Genomic DNA, 19,706 nt, shown 5'->3' with positions numbered 1-19,706 from the left:
TTAAACATAGGTGTTCTTAATGAACCACCCTGCCAACACAAGCGAGGGTACTTCGCGGTTTTCCCTCGGCGACCCCATCGTACTGGTGCTTAGCATCGGTTTCATCGTGGCGTTTCTTGGCCTCTCCTTTTATGACATTGATCTTGTCGCAAACTCAATCAGCGCTGGCTTTGCTTGGACAGCCCTGGTGCTAGGCAGCTACTTTCAATTGTTACTGTTACTGACTTTTTTTATTGCCATTGGTCTAGCTGTTACGCCAGCGGCAAAAGCCAAGATTGGCAATCTTGATGCCCCAGAAATGAGTACCTTCAAGTGGCTATCGATTATTCTGTGCACATTGCTAGCAGGGGGTGGTGTCTTCTTCGCCGCCGGAGAACCGGTCTATCATTTTGTGGTAACCCCTCCTGCTTTTGACACCGAAGCCGGCACCGCCGAAGCCGTCTCAAGCGCCCTTGCCCAATCGTTCATGCACTGGGGCTTTTTGGCCTGGGCGGTACTTGGCTCGCTAACCGCGGTGGTGCTTGCCCACGCCCACTATGTGAAAGGCCAGCCACTGCAGCCACGCACACTGCTTTACCCGGTTTTTGGCGAGCGGCTTATGCGTGGCCCGCTAGGTGGCGTGGTAGACGCTTGCTGCGTGATTGCGTTGGTAGCAGGTACTGTCGGCCCCATCGGATTTCTAGCCACTCAGGTAAGTTTTGGCTTGCATGAGCTGTTCGGCCTTCCCGAAGGCTACCTCGGGCAGCTTATTATCCTTGCGGTACTAGGTTGCATTTACGTGCTCTCTTCGATGAGTGGTGTTCATAGAGGCATTCAACTGCTTAGCCGCTTTAACGTACTGCTGGCACTTGCCATTGGCGCGGTGATCATCGTGTTTGGCCCTACGCTGTTTTTGGTCAACACCTATGTGTCGAGCATGGGCGCTTACATTAGTAAGTTTTTCACCATGGCAACCATGACCGCCGACACCGCTCCCGCTTGGTGGATGCAGTGGTGGACCGTCTTTTTCTTTGCCTGGTTTATTGGCTATGCACCGCTGATGGCGATTTTCGTGGCGCGTATTTCACGCGGACGCAGTATTCGCGAAATGATTCTTGCCGTGGCGGTACTCGCCCCGATTGCGACGACCGTATGGTTCACTCTGCTGGGCGGCTCAGGCATTTATTATCAGCTCACAGGCGTCATTGACCTGACAGAGGCACTGAATAATTTTCAGTTTGATGTAGCGACGCTTACCGTGGCCCAAGCGCTCCCCGGCGGTACCTGGATGGCACTGGCAATTTTGTTATTGACGACAATTTTTGTGGCCACCACAGGTGATTCGATGAGTTATGCCATTGCCGTAGTAGGTGCTGGCCATGATGATCCAAGCCCTTACGTGCGTGCTTTCTGGGGGATTGCCATGGCGCTAATGGCAGCGGTGCTGCTGTATATGGGAGCAGGGCAAATTGGCGCCTTACAGCAATTTATCGTGATTACCGCGATTCCCGTTTCACTGATTTTACTGCCATCGCTGTGGAATGGCCCCCAGGCAGCCTATGCCATGGCGCGCGAGCAAGGCATTATCGAGTAACGGTTAATAGTCCTTATGCAGCCCTGATGTTATAGATCTAATGTTATAGACCTTCCAGTAGGCGCAGAATCATCTGCGGCTGCTGGTTGGCTTGGGCCAAGATAGCAATACCGGCCTGCTGCAGAATTTGCGCGCGAATTAGATTGGAAACTTCACGGGCATAATCAGCATCTTGGATGCGCGACTGAGCAGCAGACGTATTAATGATGTTGGTATTGAGTCCATCGATCACACTTTCGAAGCGATTTTGCACCGCGCCTAAATAGCTCCGCTGGCGATCCACCTGTTGAATAGCTTCATCCATCGCCTTTAGCGGGTTATCCGTTGCGCTGACATCATCTAAAACACTAAAGCTGTCCAGTCCCAATGCCTGCCTATTCATGGCTGCAAAGCGCAACGCAATGCTATCGCCATCGTTAGCACCCACCTGAATATTTACCGCTTTGCTACTATCAAACAACTTGATGCCGTTGAAATTACTCTGCTCGGCAAGGCGGTCAATCTCTTCTAGGCGTTGATCGATCTCATTTTGAATTGAACCAAGATCATCGGAAGAGTTAGTGCCATTAGCCGCTTGAACACTCAACTCACGAATACGTTGCAAGTTATCGTTAATTTGGTCGAGCGAACCTTCCGCTGTTTGCGCCATGGAAATGCCATCATTGGTATTGCGAATGGCTTGCTCCATGCCACGCAGCTGAGCCCCCATGCGATTAGCAATCGCCTGCCCTGCCGGGTCATCCTTGGCACTATTGATGCGTAGCCCAGAAGAAAGACGCTCCATAGCGGTCTGCATCGCTTGCTGACTGCTGCGCAGATTATTCTGCACGATAAGAGACATCAGGTTTGTGTTTAGGCTTAGCAACGCTCGTCTCCGAGGAAGGTCAGCCTGCCCAAGGGTAGGAGGCTACACTGCTATTATCGGCCGCGACGCAAAAATCATGAATATGCTCGTTGTTTAAGTGTGCGGCAGCTGGCAGCCAGCACTTCATCTACCGGGCGACGCACGTAACTATGCTGGTAGTACCCCTCATCGATGACGTCTCCGTCCCACGCCACAATATCCAAGTCCATGGTTCTCGGCCCTGATTTAATGGGGCCTCGCACACGTCCGAGGCGGTTTTCCACCTCTTTTAAGTAAGCGCGGAAAGCGTCGTGATCAAGGGAGGTACGCACGAGTAACGCTGCATTCAGGAAATCCGGCTGGTGTTGATAGCCAACCGGCGTTGTGCGAATCGCTTCTGAGCTGGCTATCAGCTCACACTCGCTGCGCAAAATAGTCAGTGCTTCGTGAAAGTGGTGTTCCGGCTCAATATTGGTACCGAGAGAGATTAAGCATTCATGGAGGGCCGTATCTGGCGTAGTGCTTAACGACGAGAGTGGCATAGCTGCATCCTAATCTTGTAGACCCTAATTTAGAAACCCGGCGCTTAGCGTCAAAATTCGAAGGCGGTTGTCAGGTCATATTGATGATACGTAAGATTAGCTTGCCTGCTATTTTGTTCAAGCTATGTACAAGATATTGACAAACGCTACGCTCACGCAGAAAGTCATACACAACGCTAACGTTAATCCACTTGGGGAACTTGCATGAGTTCATCAGCTGCACTGATCACTGGCGGCGCAACACGTTTAGGACGCTATTTCGCCGAAGCCCTAGCGGCTAAGGGCTATGATATTGCCTTACATGTGAATAGCTCACGTGGTGAAGCCGAAGACGTTGTCAAGACGATTCGCGCCAAAGGACAGCGCTGCGAAATACTGCCATGCAACTTCCTGAGCGACTCTCTTGAAGAGCTTGTGACAGCCGCCAAACAACACTTCCCACACTTAAACGTGCTTCTTAATAGCGCCTCTGCATATGAACCTGCTCCCATTTCAGGCACCGACATGGCCATGCTGGAAACGCAGTTTAGGGTCAATATGTTTACACCGTTGCTGCTCACACGTTACTTTGCAGACGCCGTCGATAGAGGCCAGGTCATTAATATTATTGATAATAAAGTGGCATATCACCAGTACCCGTATGCCGCGTATCTATTATCGAAAAAGAGCCTTGCTGATATGACGCGTATGGCAGCGCTAGAGTTTGCACCACGCCTGCGTATTAATGGTATTGCTCCCGGCGTGGTACTGCCCGCTTCTCAACGCACCAGCGACTATATTCAGTGGCGAATTGAAGGTATGCCCGTTAAGCACCAGGGTGATCCCGCCCACCTTGTACAAGCGTTGCACTATTTATTAGACAATGACTTTGTTGCTGGGCAAATTCTCTTTGTCGATGGGGGTGAGTCGATCAACCTTGAAGGGCAACATTCCGAAAACTATCCAGGCTGAAAGCATTCCAACCTATCTTTAAGCCTAGCTTTCAAATCTATCTTTCAAACCTGTCTTTAAGATCTGTCTTTAACGCCCTCTTACGCCATACGCTGCCGATGCTTATTAAGTCATTCGGCAGCTTTTCGTTGACGGTACGTTAAGCCCCGCACGATTTAATCAAAGGTCACATTTCCCACCTTCCATGGACAGAAGAGTTGTCTGTAGACTCGTGAAAGTCGTCTTATTTCAGCTGGTATGCAACCCATCTAGGCGACTATTCCAACAATAAAAAGGAATTTCTCATGGAAAAACTCGCGCAACGGCTGGGGCTGCGCACAGACCCCACCATTTTTTTTACTTCGGCTGGCTTGATGGTGCTGTTTCTTGTCGCACTCATTATTGCCCCCGAGACGATCGGAAGCATTTTTGCCGCTGGCCGCAGTTGGGTGGTTACCAATCTTGGCTGGTTCTTTATCTTTGGGGTTAGTTTCTGGCTGGTTTTCCTACTGTGGATAGCACTCAGCCGTTACGGCAATATTCGCTTGGGCGACGAAGACGATCGGCCGGAGTACGGCAATATTTCCTGGTTCACGATGCTGTTTGCCGGTGGTATTGGCACAGTGTTGATGTTTTGGGGGGTGGCCGAGCCAGTCTTTCATTTTGCCAACCCACCTCATGGCGATATTGAACCACATACGGTAGAAGCCGCCCGTGAAGCGATGGGCTTTTCGCTTTACCACTTGGGCTTGCATACCTGGACCATTTTCACTCTGCCAGGGCTAGCCTTTGCCTACTTTATTTACCGCTACGACCTCCCTGTACGCGTCAGCTCAGTGTTCTATCCGCTGCTCAAGGAGCGTATCTACGGCCCAATCGGTAAAACGATCGATATCTTTGCGGTACTCGGAACGCTGTTTGGGGTGGCCGTTTCTATCGGGCTAGGTACCTCTCAAATTAATGCAGGGCTAAGCGAACTTTTTGGCGTTGCTGATAGCGTGACCACTAAAGTCATTATCATCATTGTGTTAACGGCAGTCGCAGTAGCCTCCATTGCAGGCGGGCTGGATAAAGGCGTGAAGCTGCTTTCCAACATCAATATCGGCATGGCCGTAGGGTTGATGTTGTTTGTCTTGTTTACCGGTTCGACCGTCTTTCTTCTGCGCGGCATTATCGAAACGCTCGGCATTTATATTTCCAACATCGTGCCGTTGTCGTTCTGGAACGACACGCTAGCGCAATATACCCGTGAAGAAGGCAGCTGGGGCTGGCAGGGTAACTGGACGGTCTTTTACTGGGCCTGGACAGTGACGTGGTCTCCCTTTATCGGCTTGTTTGTTGCTCGTATTTCCAAAGGTCGTACCATCCGTGAGTTTGTCCTTGGTGTGCTGTTTGCACCTTCTGTGTTTACGCTGGTGTGGTTTGCTATTTTTGGCTGGTCGGCCATGGAAATCGATGGTATCGGCGCGGCCGCTCGCGAACAGTTGGGCGACCAGGCCGGTATGATGACAGCCGCTGTCATGGAGAGCGTGCCCTTAGCAATGTTTGCGTTCTTTGAGAACTTCCCCGCTGCTACGCTGATTCAAGGGCTTGCCGTCGTTATCGTGGCAATTTTCTTTGCTACTTCGTCGGACTCCGCGTCGCTGGTCATCGACCTACTGTGTACCGGTGATACGGACCCCGGCCCAATTCATCAGCGGGTATTCTGGGGCGTCTCGGAAGGTGCCGTTGCTGCCATGCTGATCGTACTCGCAGGGGATGCGGGACTAGTAGCGCTACAGCAAGTGATTACCGTCATCGGTCTGCCTATCTTTATCATGGTCTTCGCCATGGTCTTTGCACTGATGAAGGCGCTAATGAAGGAGAAGATCAAAATCGTACGCCCCAAAGGAGCACCCGAACTGGATAACCTATAAAGGGTTCTAACGTTCTGACGAACATGAGTTACAGCAGATGTTTCAACAACAGTGCCGCCCTTTTGGGCGGCACTGTTGTTTAGTTAGCCGTGTCAATAACCGGCACTCTATTACACACCGTCTACATCACCATGATCAGGTTTTAGATGATCAGACTCATTGGTGTCTTGAACTGACTGATTGGATAGCTGTTCGCTTTCCTGATGGATTGGCGATGTTTCTACCTTTTTACGTTCAGCGGTGGAGTCCAACACGCGCACATTGGCGGGCGGTGTTTTGCCACCTTTCGTTTCACCAAAATAGAGCGTGGTATGCGGGAATGGAATCTCGATACCTGCTGCATCAAAGCGCAACTTCACTAAACGGTTATAGGCACGCCCAACACCCCACTGATCGCCCGGCGTCGTTTTGATCACCACACGAATATTGACAGAGCTGTCGGCCAACGCGGTAACACCTGCCACTGTCAGGTCAGCCAGCAGTTTATGGCTGTGCTCTTCGCTCTCCTTCAGGTCTTCGAACGCCAACTGCAGCTGCTCAATTGCTTCATCGATGCTCTCGTTATAGCCGATACCGTATTCACCAACGTGGTTACCGTACTCACGCATATAGTTCGACACAGTATCAACGCTGGAGAACGGCACGATATGATAAGTGCCAGACAAATCACGTATGCCTACCGAACGAATACTTAATCGCTCAGCAGTACCAGTGACACCGCCTACCGTTACCACATCACCGGTGTTCATGGCATTCTCTACCTGAATAAAGATGCCGGTAATAACATCCTGAACCAGTTTTTGAGCACCAAAACCAATCGCTAAACCCAGCACACCGGCACCAGCAATGAGCGGCCCGATATTAATGCCTATTTCCGACAACACGATCATGCCGGTAATTGTCACCATGGCAATCACTAAGGCATTACGGAACAGGCTCAACAGCGTTTTAGCACGCGCAGAGGGTTCGCCATGGCCGGTTTCTGGGTTGAGCTTATGCTCAATCAGGCTTGCTAGCCCCAGCCACACACCGAACGCAACGATCAAGATTATGGCGACGCTGGTAAGTTTCCCGACGAGGTTCGCGCCACGTTCGGAGGCATACCATGCCGCTAGGTTAAACACTCCCCAGGCATCCAAGACGACCATAACGACCGCTACTAATAGCACGGTACGCAGCACACGTAGGGCATTGGGCACATAGCTATTTAAGCGCACTTCCAGCATCGGCAGTTTGCGACGCAGATCATCGGATAGCCGAATACGCCGACCAATCGTTTGCGTAAGGAACGCCGAGCTCAACAGCCCGATGACCACGGCGGCCAATGTTTTCAAGGTGGCAAACAGCACAAATGGCAATGCATCTCCAGGGCGTAACAAGGTAAGCACAAACACCATCAGGAAGTAGAGCAATGCAAACAAGTGCCAGGTTCGAGCAAACAAGCGCAGCGACACGCGACTGGCGGTCATCGTCGCTCGCGCTGCCATCTGGTTAAGATTGTCACGCAGGCGCACACGGTTTTTAAGCACGACGCCGACCGCGTAGATGAAGGCCAGCAACATAATAAAGGTGCCGACGGCTTGGCCTAGGGTTGCCGCAATATAGAAATTAACCAGCGGCACGACCACCATCAAGCCATAGCCGACCATGCCAATTAAACGCGCTAACCAGCGATTCCAGTAGGACGCTTCTTTTGCTGAAATAGGTAACAAGCGCAGCCCTTCATAGCGTGAAGAGAACAGCATACGCATACCGGCTTTCAGCAGTTCAATCACCAAGAAGGCGTTTAGAAATAGTGAAGCGCGGGTAGAAAGTTCGCCTGTTTCCCCCACCGCAAACGCCGCCACCAAGTTACCGCCAACGTAAGCAAAAGCAACCAACAACACATCTACGACGGCAGCAATAGCGACACATAACACCAAACGCAGCACGGGCGTTAAACCACTGCCCTGCTGAGACCAGCCGCTGATTTTAGTAAATAACGGTTTAGCCAAACGGCGGCAAAGCAAAAATATCGCGAACGTCGCAACAATCACGATACCCAAATTAATTGCCGCACTAACAAACGCGGCCATGTCGAACGAGCTAGCGCCTTGGCCGGTAAATAGGTCGCCCACCACGGCCACTGCCTGCTCTATCTGTCCGCCAACATCACCAACCACACGACTGGTTAGCTCTGCAAGCTGACGGGGCAGTGATACATCCTCAGGGGCAAGGTCACTCCCTTGGGCGGCTGCTTCCGGTGATAGCTCACTAGTCAGTTCATTGGGTAACACTGACGCTTGATTTCGCAGCAGCTCAATCAGTTCTTGGCGCGCCTGCTCATCTTCCAGCAGATCGGCAAGTGCCGAATAAGAGGGCTGCTCCTCTGCGTTAGCGGTGGCTTCGCTTCCCGCACTCAACGTCGTTTGAGCGAGTGCCGGCGTTGTCAGAAAGGCGAATAGCATCAATAACCAGACGCCTAGCCAGGGGAATAAACGTAATGGCGTCACACCTAAACCTCCCTTTGGATGAATCTTTCACTCAATGTCATTGCTAACTCTTTTATGCACATCGTTTCATGCACATCATAGTGCACGCTATTCATATTGCACTCTCGGCGAGTGCAAGATTTGTATAATTGATAAACAGGGTAACATGAGAAAAAGAGCGTGGCTCGCCACTCGCCGCGTCAATATTTGTGACATCAACGCGAGTTAAGCTGGCATCATCTGTCGATTTATCCGCACAGCGGCGCCAGCCATTGGTGGGCTAGCGCCAACAACAGTGCATAGCGCGCCCCTTTGGCCACCACAATCCAGAGCAACGCACGCCACCAGGGCAATCTAAAGATACCTGCGAGTACAGTAAGGGGATCACCCAGAACGGGTGCCCACGAAAGCAGCAAGCTAACTTCACCAAAACGTTTGTACCAACGCTCTGCGCGCGCTAATCCAGTGGGTGACGCGGGGAACCAGCGGCGATGTTGAAACTGGCGGGCATAACGTCCCAGCGCCACATTGATCATACTGCCCAGGGTGTTGCCAGCGGTGGCGACGAGCCAGAGCCCAACCGCGGGCTCGCCTAAGCACCACAACCGTGCCAGCCACACCTCTGAGCCGCCAGGCAGTAAGGTGGCGCTAGCCAACGCCACCCAGAATAGGCTAAACATAATGAGTGCCGTCTTTGTCAGTCACTGCAGGTGCGCAAAGCGCCGCTTATCGGGGCAGTTGGCCACCCAGCTGAAGGGTGATTTCGTCAGCGATGGTGCGCACTAACGCACCTAGTGCCAATAGGCGCTCTTCAGGAATACGCGCCATGGGTCCAGAGACTGAAATAGCCGCCAGCGGTGTGCCATGCTCATCGTGAATACAGGCGGCCACGCAGTGTAAACCCACCGCATGCTCCTCGCGGTCGCAGGCAAATCCTTGAGCACGAATAGTCGCCATTTCGATCAACAGCTCATCGGATTGATGCAGGGTATTTTCAGTCACTCGGGCAAGGTCGTAACCTTTAAGCAGCGCGGTACGCTCGTCTTCACTCATCCAAGCCAGTAGGGCTTTGCCTACCCCAGAAGCATGCAGCGGCGCCCGCGAGCCTAGACGAGTAATCATTCGCATCATCTGCGGCGACTCATGCTGGGCAAGAAAGACCGCCGTCGCACCATCCCGAATCCCCAGGTTCGCCGTTTCCCCCGTTTCTGCGGTTAAACGGCGTAAAAAGGGCCGGCTTTGGGCGACGACATCACGTGCTTCTAAAAAGCTATTACCAATGCGGAAGGTCTTAACATCAATGCGCCAAAGTCCCTGCTCACTCTCTTGCGTCACGAACCCCTGACTTTGTAGCGCTTGTAACAATCGGTGAGTGGTGGATGGCGCGAGATCAGCCATTTCCGCCAACTCCGATAAAGCTAACCCTAATGGGCTTGCCGACAAATGCTCTAACAGCGTGAGGCCACGTACTAATGATTGGCTGTGCCCACCGCTCGCCTTGGTGGCCCCCGCCGGACGTCCGACTGACCTACGCTTTACGTCACTCACCTTACTTTCTCCTGAAAGCGCCTCTCCTGAAGGCATAAAGTGAGGGAGGATAACGCGCCAGCGGGGCCGCTGTCGCGTTTACGGAAACAAATTCCACCAATGATATCTCAAGCGTTGCTAGCGATGGCGCCACTGAGGTGGGCGCTTGGCGATGAAGGCATCAATACCCTCAGCTGCATCGTCTGCCAACATGTTGCACGCCATGGTTTCGCCAGCAAACGCATAGGCTTCCGCTAACGGCATCGCTAGCTGCCGTGCGAACATGGCTTTGCCAGTGCGCACCGCCACTGCGCTCTTGGCGCAGATGCTCGCAGTGAGTTCGCCCACGGCACTATCGAGTTCACTCTCTTCGGCAACCCGGTTAATAAGCCCCCAGTCCGCGGCCTGAGTGGCACTGATGAACTCTCCGGTCAGCAGCATTTCCATCGCTCGCTTTCGCGACACATTACGCGACAGTGCTACTGCAGGTGTCGAACAGAACAGCCCCACATTGATTCCTGACACAGCAAATCGAGCATTGCTAGCTGCCACAGCCAAATCACAGCTAGCGACGAGCTGGCAGCCAGCGGCTGTCGCAATGCCCTGAACTTTAGCAATCACAGGGACAGGCAAGTTAACGATGCTCTGCATCACCGCGCCGCAGCGAGCAAACAGCGCCTGGTAGTAGGCTTTATCAGGGTTCGCACGCATCTGCTTTAAATCATGCCCTGCGCAAAATGCCTTGCCGTTCGCAGCCAACACCACGCAGCGCACATGCTCATCCTGGGCAATACCATCAAGCGCACGTTGCAGCGCCGTCAACATAGCCTCAGACAATGCATTAAAGCGTTCAGGCTGGTTTAACGTAAGGGTCGTTACCCCTTGATAATCAGTGCGTTGCAGAAGATCTGAAGACGCCAGTGGCGCATCTGAAGAGGCAGACATAGAAAGCTCCTAGACAGTCGAGAGTTGCTCAGTCTAGCGCGTACAAAGGCTAATGTTGGCGAGATACGACCAAAGAGGCCTCCTGAAGAGCAGAAGGCCTCGTGAGTTACGTGTTTGCGCGGTTGCCCTTGCGCTGGTTATAGCCTAGAGGATGGGGTTCACCACGGGCCTTAGCCAGTTCGATTTGGCGTTGGCGCTCTCGTGCGGCAGCACGGGTTTTTTCGGGGAGTGAGTCGATGCAGTGAGGGCAGCTGATGCCCGGCTCGTAGGCCGATGACTGCATATCATCAAGCGAAATAGGCATACGGCAAGCGTGGCACTGCTCATGCTCACCTTCGCTAAGGTCGTGGCGCACGGTGACGCGGTTATCAAACACGAAACACTCACCGCGCCATAAAGACTGCTCTTCCGGGACCTTTTCGAGGTAGTTCAGCACACCGCCTTTAAGATGATAGACCTCTTCAAAGCCCTCTTTCAGCATAAAGCTGGAGGCCTTTTCACAGCGGATACCACCGGTGCAAAACATCGCGACTTTCTTGTGCTTTTCTGGGTTGTAGTGCTCACGCACGTACTCAGGAAACTCACGGAAGGTGGTCGTTTTCGGGTCAATCGCCCGCTCAAAGCTACCAATCGCCACTTCGTAATCATTGCGGGTATCAATCACCAGCACGTCCGGGTCGGAGATCACGTCATTCCAATCTTCCGGCTCCACGTAGGTGCCAACGGTGTCGTTAGGATCAATGTCCGGCACGCCCAAGGTGACGATCTCTTTTTTCAGTTTCACCTTAGTACGGTAAAACGGCGTTTCGTCACAGTAGGACTCTTTATGGTCGATATCGCTTAAGCGAGGGTCGGCGGTCAGCCAGGCCAGCAGGGCATCAATGCCTTCGCGAGTCCCCGCCACGGTGCCGTTAATGCCTTCTTTAGCCAACAGCAGCGTGCCTTTAACGTTGTTATCGACCATTGTCTGACGCAGAGGCTCACGCAGGGCTTCAAAGTCGTTCAGAGTGACAAACTTATACAGTGCCGCGACCACAATGGGCGGCATTTGGGTGGTTTCCGTCATGGAATACTCCTGGTAGTCGCCCTCGCAAAGGGCGGACCGGGTAAATAAACGCGCATAGTTTAGCAAACAATTCAGGCAAAGTGCTGCTCTGTCTGACAATGACTAGGGGGCGCTGATCAATCATCGATTTATTCGATCTGACCATCTAAAAAGCTTCACCCCACGCGCCCGTCGAGCGGGCGTATATTGGTGTTATTCCTACGACGTTTTCGGAGAACACCATGCACATCCGTCGTTCTAACGAGCGGGGCTATGCCGACCACGGCTGGCTGCGTTCTTTCCACACCTTTTCGTTCGCCAACTATGTGGATCCTAACCATATGGGATTCCGCGCGCTGCGGGTAATTAATGAGGACCGGGTAGCCCCTGGCAATGGTTTTGGCGCCCACCCTCACCAGGATATGGAGATCATCTCCTACGTGCTGGAAGGGGAAATGGAGCATCGCGATAATATGGGTAACGGTGAAGTCATGCGCCCGGGCGATGTACAGCGTATGTCCGCAGGTACTGGCGTGCTGCACAGCGAGTTTAATCATTCAAAAGAGAACGGGCTGCATTTCCTGCAGATTTGGATCGAGCCTGCCAAGCGCGGCATTGCCCCTAGTTATGAGCAGAAAGCCTTTCCAACCGCTGAACGCCAGGGACAGTGGCGCTTAGTCGCTTCTCAAGATGGTCGCGAAGGCTCAGTGAGCGTTAACCAAGACGTAAATCTTTACGCTGGCTTGTTCGACGCTGGCGAGCAGGCGGCGGCCCCACCATCACGCTATGCCTGGTTGCATGTGGTAAAAGGCACGATTGACGTTAACGGCGAAACCCTTGGCTCTGGAGATGCCGCAGCCTTTCAACCGGGTGAGACGTTTAGCGTAACCGGCGGACAAGCAGCCGAAGTGCTGCTGTTTGATCTAGCCTAGCGCAACCTCAGCCCTGAAACGAAAAACGGCCTCAAAAGTGAGGCCGTTTTAGATGATCACGCTGACAACAGCGTTTAACTATTATGCGACGAGTACAGCGCGCGAATTTTCAGCGTGTGCTCAACTTTCTTCAACGCTTCTAGGGCCTGTGGGCCGTAGGCTTTATCGACATCAATGACCACGTAGCCCACTTTGTCATTGGTTTGCAGGTACTGACCTGAAATGTTGATGCCGTTTTCAGACAGTACGCGGTTAATTTGCGATAACACGCCAGGCACGTTGTCATGAATGTGCAACAGACGGTGCTTATCCGGGTGAGCAGGCAGCGCCACTTCTGGGAAGTTAACAGAGGTAACCGTGGTGCCATTATCCGAATAAGTAATCAGCTTTTCAGCCACCTCAATACCGATATTCTCCTGAGCTTCCAGGGTAGAACCACCGATATGGGGCGTTAAAATCACGTTATCCAGGCCGCGTAGCGGGCTTTGGAACTCTTCATCGTTGCCTTTCGGCTCTACCGGGAAGACATCAATAGCGGCACCGTTCAGCTTGCCAGCCTTAATCGCCTCTGCTAGTGGTTCAATCTCAACAACGCTACCACGGGCTGCGTTAATCAGGATGGCGCCCTGTTTCATGGCCGCGATCTCTTTCTCGCCAATCATCCAGCGCGTAGCAGGCAAGTCAGGAACGTGTAGGCTAACCACGTCAGAGCGTTCTAACAGTTGCTCCAGGCTCGCTACCTGATTCGCATTGCCCATGCCTAGCTTGGTGATCACATCGTAATAGATAACATTGAAGCCAAGCGATTCAGCCAATACTGAAAGCTGCGCACCGATGCTACCGTAACCAACGATACCCAGGGTTTTGCCCCGCGCTTCGTGGGAGTTTTTCGCCGATTTCAGCCAGCCGCCTTGGTGGGCGCGAGCATTCTTCTCGGGGATACCACGTAGCAGCATGATGGCTTCCGCCAGCACTAACTCTGCGACCGAACGGGTATTGGAGTACGGCGCGTTAAACACCGCGATGCCGCGCTTAAGGGCTGCCGTCAGGTCAACCTGGTTCGTTCCGATACAGAAACAGCCAACGCCCACCAGCTTTTCTGCCGCGTCAAATACGCGCTCATTGAGCTGCGTACGCGAGCGAATGCCGATGAAGTGCACATCGCGAATCTTTTCGATCAGCGACGCTTCATCTAGCGATGTCGGCAGGTGCTCGATGTTCTCATAACCTGCGTTGTGAAAATTGTCCACCGCGCTTTGGTGGACGCCCTCGAGCAGCAGGATCTTGATCTTGCTCTTGTCCAGGGACGTTTTGGCCATGGCTGAATCAACCTCTATGGTCGGCGGCATGCGCCGTGTATCGGTTCACGGAAGGCGCATATGGTAGCACAATCACTGCCGCTCTCGGCGTCTTGAGATGATGAAAAGTGTGCGTTTACAAGATGAACCAGACGCAAGTAGCAGAATTGACCCAGGATGAGGGCAGACGCCACCCCCTTAGCTCGGTGTATACTGGGCGTTTATTTTTTGATAACACGGCTATAGTCACATTCGCCGCCCGTAATCAGCGTCAGGGCGCCAGCAAAATAGTAGGCCTTACCCAATGAGCGATAACACTCCACCAGCGCAAGATTTCGCCGCAACGGTTTCACAGCTTGAAACCATTGTGGAACGCCTTGAGTCCGGCGAACTCTCATTGGAGAACGCTCTGACCGCGTTTGAACAAGGCGTGCGACTCACGCGTGAAGCCCAGCAGCGGCTCGACAACGCCGAACTAAAAGTTCGCGCATTAAGTGAAGACCGCGATGGTAAGCTTGACGTTACCTCTTTCGCGACGGTTCCAGAAACGGACAATGCCACAGATCACGGCAACGACAGCGAGGAAACGCCGCCATGGTAACGACGGCTAATGCTTCTCAACTGGCGACGCTGCGCCACGTGAGTAACGCGCGGGTGGATGCCACACTTTCAGCCTTGTTTGACTCCCAACCAGCCGTCGCGCCGCGCCTGGAAGCCGCTATGCGTCACGGCCTATTGGTAGGTGGTAAGCGCTTGCGGCCACTGCTGGTATATCTCGCAGGTAACGCGCTAGGGGCGCGGGACGACGCGCTGGATGCACCTGCAGCAGCCATTGAGCTGATTCATGCGTACTCATTGATTCATGACGATTTGCCTGCCATGGACGATGACGACCTGCGTCGCGGCCAACCCACTGTGCATAAAGCGTTCGATGAAGCTACCGCAATTTTAGCGGGAGACGCACTGCAAGCACTGGCCTTCGAGGTACTTGCCAGCCAGCCTCATCCACGGCTTGGCAGCATGGTCACCACGCTGGCCGTTGCCTCTGGCCGAGCAGGAATGGTCGCAGGCCAGGCACTCGACTTAGCCGCCGTAGGTGGCCATCCGGACGTGGATGCCTTGGCTCATATGCATGCCCACAAAACTGGCGCGCTGATTGTGGCCGCCGTGCGCTTAGGCGGCTTAGTCGCGGTGGATGAAAACGACCCCCGGCTTGCCGCTCTGATTCGCTACGCCCGCGCCATTGGTCTAGCCTTCCAGATTCATGACGATGTCCTTGATGTGACGGGCGATACCGTCACACTGGGTAAAATCTCTGGCGCTGATGCTGCACGTGCCAAGCCGACTTACCCCAGCTTACTGGGACTTTCCGGCGCACAACGCAAAGCAAATATGCTTATCGAAGAGGCCATTGCCGCCCTCGCCCCGCTTGGCGAGCAAGGCGCACCGCTGGCCGATCTTGCCCACTATATGATCGAGCGCGACCACTAAACGATGTCCATGACCCTGTCCATGAAAACATGCCTATGAAGCTGTTCGACGAGATTCCCCGCGAGCGCCCGGCAACGCCGCTGCTCGACTCTTTTGATCATCCCGCTGCGCTGCGGGCCATGAATGCTAAGCAGCTTGCCCAGTTGGCTGACGAACTACGTGCCTACTTGCTATACAGCGTGGGAGTGACAGGCGGCCACTTCGGTGCAGGCCTGGGCGTTGTGGAACTGACCGTAGCGCTGCACCACGCATTTCATACGCCCAAAGACCGTTTGGTGTGGGACGTAGGCCATCAAGCGTATCCGCATAAAATTTTAACTGGGCGACGCGAAGCGATGCTCAGCATTCGCCAGCATGGCGGCCTAGCAGCGTTTCCCCGCCGCGCAGAGTCCGATTACGACACCTTTGGTGTTGGCCACTCCAGCACGTCGATTTCAGCCGCCCTGGGGATGGCGCTAGCCGCCCAGGCACAAAACGACCCACGTCGTGTGTGCGCCATTATTGGCGATGGCGCACTCACTGCGGGCATGGCGTTTGAAGCGCTGGCCCATGCAGGCCACGTTAACGCCAATATGCTGGTGGTGCTGAACGACAATGAGATGTCGATCTCGGAAAATGTTGGCGGCATCGCGACCTATCTAGCCCGTGTGCTGTCTAGTAAGCCCTTCCTTAAGATGCGTGAAGAAGGCAAAAAAGTGCTCTCCCATCTGCCGGGCGCACTCGAACTTGCCAAGCGCACCGAAGAGCACATGAAAGGCATGGTGAGCCCTGCCACGCTATTTGAAGAAATGGGCTTTCACTACATCGGCCCGATCGATGGCCACGACCTGGAGGCGCTCACCGAAACATTGCGCAACCTGCGCGACCAGGACGGCCCCCAATTTCTGCATATCAAAACAGTTAAGGGTAAAGGTTTTCTGCCCGCCGAAGCTGACCAGATTGGCTACCACGCCATCACTAAGCTAGAAAAGCCCAGCGCCACTGCCAATGCGCCACTGGTGAAGCCCGCGGCAGCGCCCAAGGCCCCGGCTAAGAAAAAGTACTGCAACGTGTTCGGCGACTGGCTGTGCGATATGGCAGCCACCGATTCACGGCTGATGGGAATTACCCCCGCCATGGGCGAAGGCTCGGATTTAATTCGTTTCTCCCAGCAGTATCCTGAGCGCTATTTTGATGTCGCGATCGCCGAGCAGCATGCCGTAACGCTCGCTGCGGGCATGGCCTGCGAGAGCATGAAGCCTGTTGTGGCGATCTATTCCACGTTCTTACAGCGCGGCTACGACCAACTTATTCACGATGTGGCCGTCCAGAATCTAGACGTAACATTTGCGATTGACCGCGCAGGCCTTGTGGGTGAAGACGGACCAACGCATCACGGCAGCATGGATTTGTCTTTTTTACGTTGCATTCCGGGCATGGTGATTTTAGCCCCTGCTGATGAAGCAGAGTGCCGCGCCATGCTTAGCGCCGCTTACCATCACCCAGGCCCAGCAGCGGTTCGCTACCCACGTGGCACAGGCCCTGGCGCAGCCATTCCTGAACACTTAGAGCCGCTGCCCATTGGCCAAGCACAGCTACGCCGCGATGCTGGGACTGAAGGTGTACGCATTGCATTGCTGGCATTTGGTAGCGTCAACAGCGCCGCCGCTGAGGTTGCCGAAAAGCTCGACGCAACGCATATCAATATGCGCTCTATCAAGCCACTGGACCGAGACACCGTACTGCATGCCGCCGATGAACATGAGCTGCTGGTCACCCTGGAAGAGAATGTGATCGCCGGTGGCGCAGGCAGCGCAGTGAACGAGCTGCTGCACGCGGAAGGGGTACAAATCGAAGTGCTCAATTTAGGTCTACCTGACACCTTTGTTGAACACGGCACCCCTGCAGAGTTGTTACGCGATTGCGGCCTGGATGCCGACGGTATCGAGCGCGCTATTCGCGCACGTCTCCCGTAACTTTTAACTTTTCAACGGTTGAGAACACCATGCTATTTTTGATTATTTTGTTTGGCCTGATTGGCCTTGCTGTCGGCGGCCCCATTGGCCTGCTGGTAGGCGGTGGGTTGGGCTGGTGGCTAGGGCGACGCATTAGCCGCCGCTTAAACGCTGCCCGCACACAAATCCAAGAAGGCTTTTTAGAGTCGATCTTCTCGGTAATGGGTTGCTTGTGCCAAGCCGATGGTAAAGTCACCGATGGCGAGCTTGGCGTGGCCGAAAAGCTGTTCGACCAAATGCATCTTCAAGGCGAACAACGGGCCAAAGCGCGAGCCGCCTTCGAGCGCGGACGCGCCGACGACTTCAACCTAGATGCAGAACTGGCGAACGTTAACCGACTAACCCAGCGCCAACCGGTTTTACGCCAGGTGTTTTTGCAGGTTCAGTTAACCGCCATCGCTGCCGACGGCGTGCTGCACCCTGCCGAGCACGAGATGATTTTGCGCGTGGCCCGTGGGGTTGGCTGTAGTGAAGCGGAAGTGCAGCAGATCGAAGCCATGCTTCACGGTGCCGCCGCGAATTCGCAGGGCTCCAGCGAAGAGGCATTGAAAGACGCCTATCAAGTACTAGGGGTGAGTGAAGACGCCAGCGACGCAGAAATCAAAAAAGCGTACCGCCGCCTAATGAGCCAAAACCACCCCGACAAACTCGCCGGTAAAGGGTTACCTGAAAGCATGCGTGAAGTGGCCCAGGCACGCACCAGCGAAATTGGCAACGCTTACGAACGCATCCGTAGCGCCCGAGACCGGTAGCTCGACAGGTTTCTAAGCACTCGCTACATTAAAGCCTCACCGCGCTGCTTAGGAGCCACCTAATGATAACGAACTACAGTTTTCCGAACTCTCGCTCGCTGCGGGTTACCTGGACACTTGAAGAACTTGGCCTGGAGTACCGCTGCCAACATGTTGCATTGGATAGCGGCGAGGGACAAACTGCTGAGCACCTAGCCCGCCATCCAGATGGCAAGGTGCCAGTGATTGAAGATGGCGAGCTAACGCTGTTTGAATCGGCACCTATCTGCCGTTATCTAGCCGAGCAATACGGTGATGGCCGCCTTCTGCCAGAAAGCGCCGCTGAGCGAGCGCAAGTCGACCAGTGGCTAAGCTTTATCGTCACCGAAATCGAGCAACCGCTGTGGCTTCAGGCCAAGCATAAATTTGCGCTCCCCCAAGATAAGCGCGTGCCTTCAGTATTGCCCACCGCCGCCTGGGAATTTCAGCGGGCACTGCTAGCACTAGAACGCCGTTACCAGGGCCAGGAGACGTTAGTCGGCGAGACGTTCACCCTGGCAGATATCTTCCTTACCCATACGTTAACGTGGGCAGCCAGTATGAAACACCGACTGCCTGAACCCCTAGCTGTCTACCGCGCACGTCACGCTGAGCGCCCAGCGCTAGCCCGTGCCGTGGAAAAAGAGCAAGAAGCGGCAGTTGATCGCTAGGTAACCGACCCATGAGGTAGAACAGCGCTGTAGACGGCAAAGTAGTGGCAAATACTTCCGGCAATCACAAACAGATGCCAAATAGCGTGATTGTAGGGAATGGCACGCACGGCATAGAAGATAACCCCTAGCGTGTAGATGATTCCCCCTGCGGCAAGCAGAGCGATGCCGGTCACCGACAAACTGGCCGCCATCTCTCTAGAGGCCAGGACGATCATCCAGCCCATCAGTAAATAGATAGCCACGCGGAGTACCGCGAAACGCTGTGGCCAGAGCAGTTTGCAGCCAATCCCCACTAGCGCTAGCGACCACACGGCGGTAAATAACACCCAGCCCGTGGTGCCACGCATATTAACGAGCAGAAAAGGCGTATAAGTGCCCGCGATAAGTAAGTAAATTGCACAGTGGTCAAGCAACTGGAAGCGTTGCTTCCAGCGCCGATGAGAAATGCCATGATAGAAAGTCGAAGCAGTATAAAGCAGGACTAACGTGGTGCCGTACAGGCTCAGGCTGACAATTTTCCAAGGGTCGACGTGGGCGGCCAAGCTCGCTACTACCAGCAGCACGACCATACCCACCAAGCTGAGCACAGCGCCAACCCCGTGGGTAATGCTGTGTAACCACTCTTCGACAATGCTGAACTCACCCTGCTGTTGAGGCAGCACGTCATGCCGTTGTTCATCTAGAGCCTTCATCCTGGGGCGCTCCTGATATGCCACGCCCCACCATTATCACTCCATGCGTTCAATACCTACAA

At 54.0% G+C, this 19,706-nt stretch carries 18 protein-coding genes; 9 read left to right on the top strand and 9 right to left on the bottom strand.

Features of this window, described 5'->3' with window-relative positions; translation table 11 throughout:
• Positions 1-19 precede the first annotated feature (19 nt).
• A complete protein-coding gene (locus CEK60_RS19005; protein WP_089040323.1) occupies positions 20-1,573 on the top strand; it encodes a BCCT family transporter in 1,554 nt (517 codons plus the stop codon).
• Between the two features lie 43 nt (positions 1,574-1,616).
• Here the strand turns inward: CEK60_RS19005 and CEK60_RS19000 are convergent, their stop codons facing one another.
• On the bottom strand, positions 1,617-2,438 hold the full coding sequence (locus CEK60_RS19000) for a flagellin N-terminal helical domain-containing protein (protein ID WP_089040322.1): 822 nt from the start codon (positions 2,436-2,438) through the stop codon (positions 1,617-1,619).
• A gap of 74 nt (positions 2,439-2,512) precedes the next feature.
• Complete coding sequence (gene folK / locus CEK60_RS18995) at positions 2,513-2,959, bottom strand: 2-amino-4-hydroxy-6-hydroxymethyldihydropteridine diphosphokinase (protein ID WP_089040321.1); 447 nt, start codon at positions 2,957-2,959, stop codon at positions 2,513-2,515.
• Positions 2,960-3,163: 204 nt separating this feature from the next.
• Here folK and CEK60_RS18990 point away from each other — a divergent pair, with 204 nt between their 5' ends.
• A complete protein-coding gene (locus CEK60_RS18990; protein WP_089040320.1) occupies positions 3,164-3,910 on the top strand; it encodes an SDR family NAD(P)-dependent oxidoreductase in 747 nt (248 codons plus the stop codon).
• Between the two features lie 284 nt (positions 3,911-4,194).
• On the top strand, positions 4,195-5,805 hold the full coding sequence (locus CEK60_RS18985; protein ID WP_089040319.1) for a BCCT family transporter: 1,611 nt from the start codon (positions 4,195-4,197) through the stop codon (positions 5,803-5,805).
• 110 nt (positions 5,806-5,915) lie between these two features.
• Here the strand turns inward: CEK60_RS18985 and ybiO are convergent, their stop codons facing one another.
• From ybiO to trhO, 5 genes are all read right to left on the bottom strand, one after another.
• Positions 5,916-8,297 (bottom strand): mechanosensitive channel protein, encoded by a 2,382-nt coding sequence (gene ybiO, locus CEK60_RS18980; protein ID WP_089040318.1) that lies wholly within the window; start codon positions 8,295-8,297, stop codon positions 5,916-5,918.
• Positions 8,298-8,524: 227 nt separating this feature from the next.
• Positions 8,525-8,956: a YqaA family protein gene (locus CEK60_RS18975; RefSeq protein WP_089040317.1), complete on the bottom strand. Its 432-nt coding sequence runs from the start codon at positions 8,954-8,956 to the stop codon at positions 8,525-8,527.
• A 46-nt stretch (positions 8,957-9,002) separates the two neighbouring features.
• The gene (locus tag CEK60_RS18970; RefSeq protein WP_089040316.1) at positions 9,003-9,824 is read right to left on the bottom strand and encodes an IclR family transcriptional regulator; all 822 of its coding nucleotides are present in this window, start codon (positions 9,822-9,824) and stop codon (positions 9,003-9,005) included.
• A gap of 117 nt (positions 9,825-9,941) precedes the next feature.
• Positions 9,942-10,748 (bottom strand): enoyl-CoA hydratase, encoded by an 807-nt coding sequence (locus tag CEK60_RS18965; protein ID WP_089040315.1) that lies wholly within the window; start codon positions 10,746-10,748, stop codon positions 9,942-9,944.
• Between the two features lie 106 nt (positions 10,749-10,854).
• Complete coding sequence (gene trhO, locus CEK60_RS18960; protein WP_089040314.1) at positions 10,855-11,814, bottom strand: oxygen-dependent tRNA uridine(34) hydroxylase TrhO; 960 nt, start codon at positions 11,812-11,814, stop codon at positions 10,855-10,857.
• Positions 11,815-12,035: 221 nt separating this feature from the next.
• Between trhO and CEK60_RS18955 the strand changes: the two genes are divergently transcribed.
• Positions 12,036-12,725, top strand: coding sequence for a pirin family protein (locus tag CEK60_RS18955; protein ID WP_089040313.1), 690 nt, complete (start codon positions 12,036-12,038; stop codon positions 12,723-12,725).
• 74 nt (positions 12,726-12,799) lie between these two features.
• On the opposite strand, the gene serA is transcribed toward CEK60_RS18955, so the two are convergent.
• A complete protein-coding gene (gene serA / locus CEK60_RS18950) occupies positions 12,800-14,044 on the bottom strand; it encodes a phosphoglycerate dehydrogenase (RefSeq protein WP_089040312.1) in 1,245 nt (414 codons plus the stop codon).
• 283 nt (positions 14,045-14,327) lie between these two features.
• On the opposite strand from serA, the gene CEK60_RS18945 reads away from it, so the two are divergent.
• From CEK60_RS18945 to CEK60_RS18925, 5 genes are all read left to right on the top strand, one after another.
• A complete protein-coding gene (locus CEK60_RS18945; protein ID WP_089040311.1) occupies positions 14,328-14,624 on the top strand; it encodes an exodeoxyribonuclease VII small subunit in 297 nt (98 codons plus the stop codon).
• Complete coding sequence (ispA, locus tag CEK60_RS18940) at positions 14,618-15,514, top strand: (2E,6E)-farnesyl diphosphate synthase (RefSeq protein WP_089040310.1); 897 nt, start codon at positions 14,618-14,620, stop codon at positions 15,512-15,514. The genes CEK60_RS18945 and ispA overlap by 7 nt, the downstream gene beginning before the upstream one ends.
• 29 nt (positions 15,515-15,543) lie before the next feature.
• Entirely contained in the window at positions 15,544-17,469 is a 1,926-nt protein-coding gene (dxs, locus tag CEK60_RS18935; protein WP_089040309.1) for a 1-deoxy-D-xylulose-5-phosphate synthase, read from the top strand.
• 29 nt (positions 17,470-17,498) lie between these two features.
• On the top strand, positions 17,499-18,260 hold the full coding sequence (djlA, locus tag CEK60_RS18930) for a co-chaperone DjlA (protein ID WP_038479411.1): 762 nt from the start codon (positions 17,499-17,501) through the stop codon (positions 18,258-18,260).
• A 62-nt stretch (positions 18,261-18,322) separates the two neighbouring features.
• Complete coding sequence (locus CEK60_RS18925) at positions 18,323-18,949, top strand: glutathione S-transferase family protein (protein WP_089040308.1); 627 nt, start codon at positions 18,323-18,325, stop codon at positions 18,947-18,949.
• Here the strand turns inward: CEK60_RS18925 and trhA are convergent.
• Positions 18,946-19,644 carry a PAQR family membrane homeostasis protein TrhA gene (trhA, locus tag CEK60_RS18920; protein ID WP_089040307.1) on the bottom strand — a complete coding sequence of 233 codons (699 nt, stop codon included), beginning with the start codon at positions 19,642-19,644 and terminating at the stop codon, positions 18,946-18,948. The genes CEK60_RS18925 and trhA overlap by 4 nt on opposite strands.
• Positions 19,645-19,706 lie beyond the last annotated feature (62 nt).

This window comes from Halomonas sp. N3-2A (assembly GCF_002216165.1).
Lineage (GTDB): Bacteria > Pseudomonadota > Gammaproteobacteria > Pseudomonadales > Halomonadaceae > Vreelandella.
The sequence above is the reverse complement of the archived record's forward strand: the minus strand, read 5'-3'. Positions and strand labels throughout refer to the sequence as shown.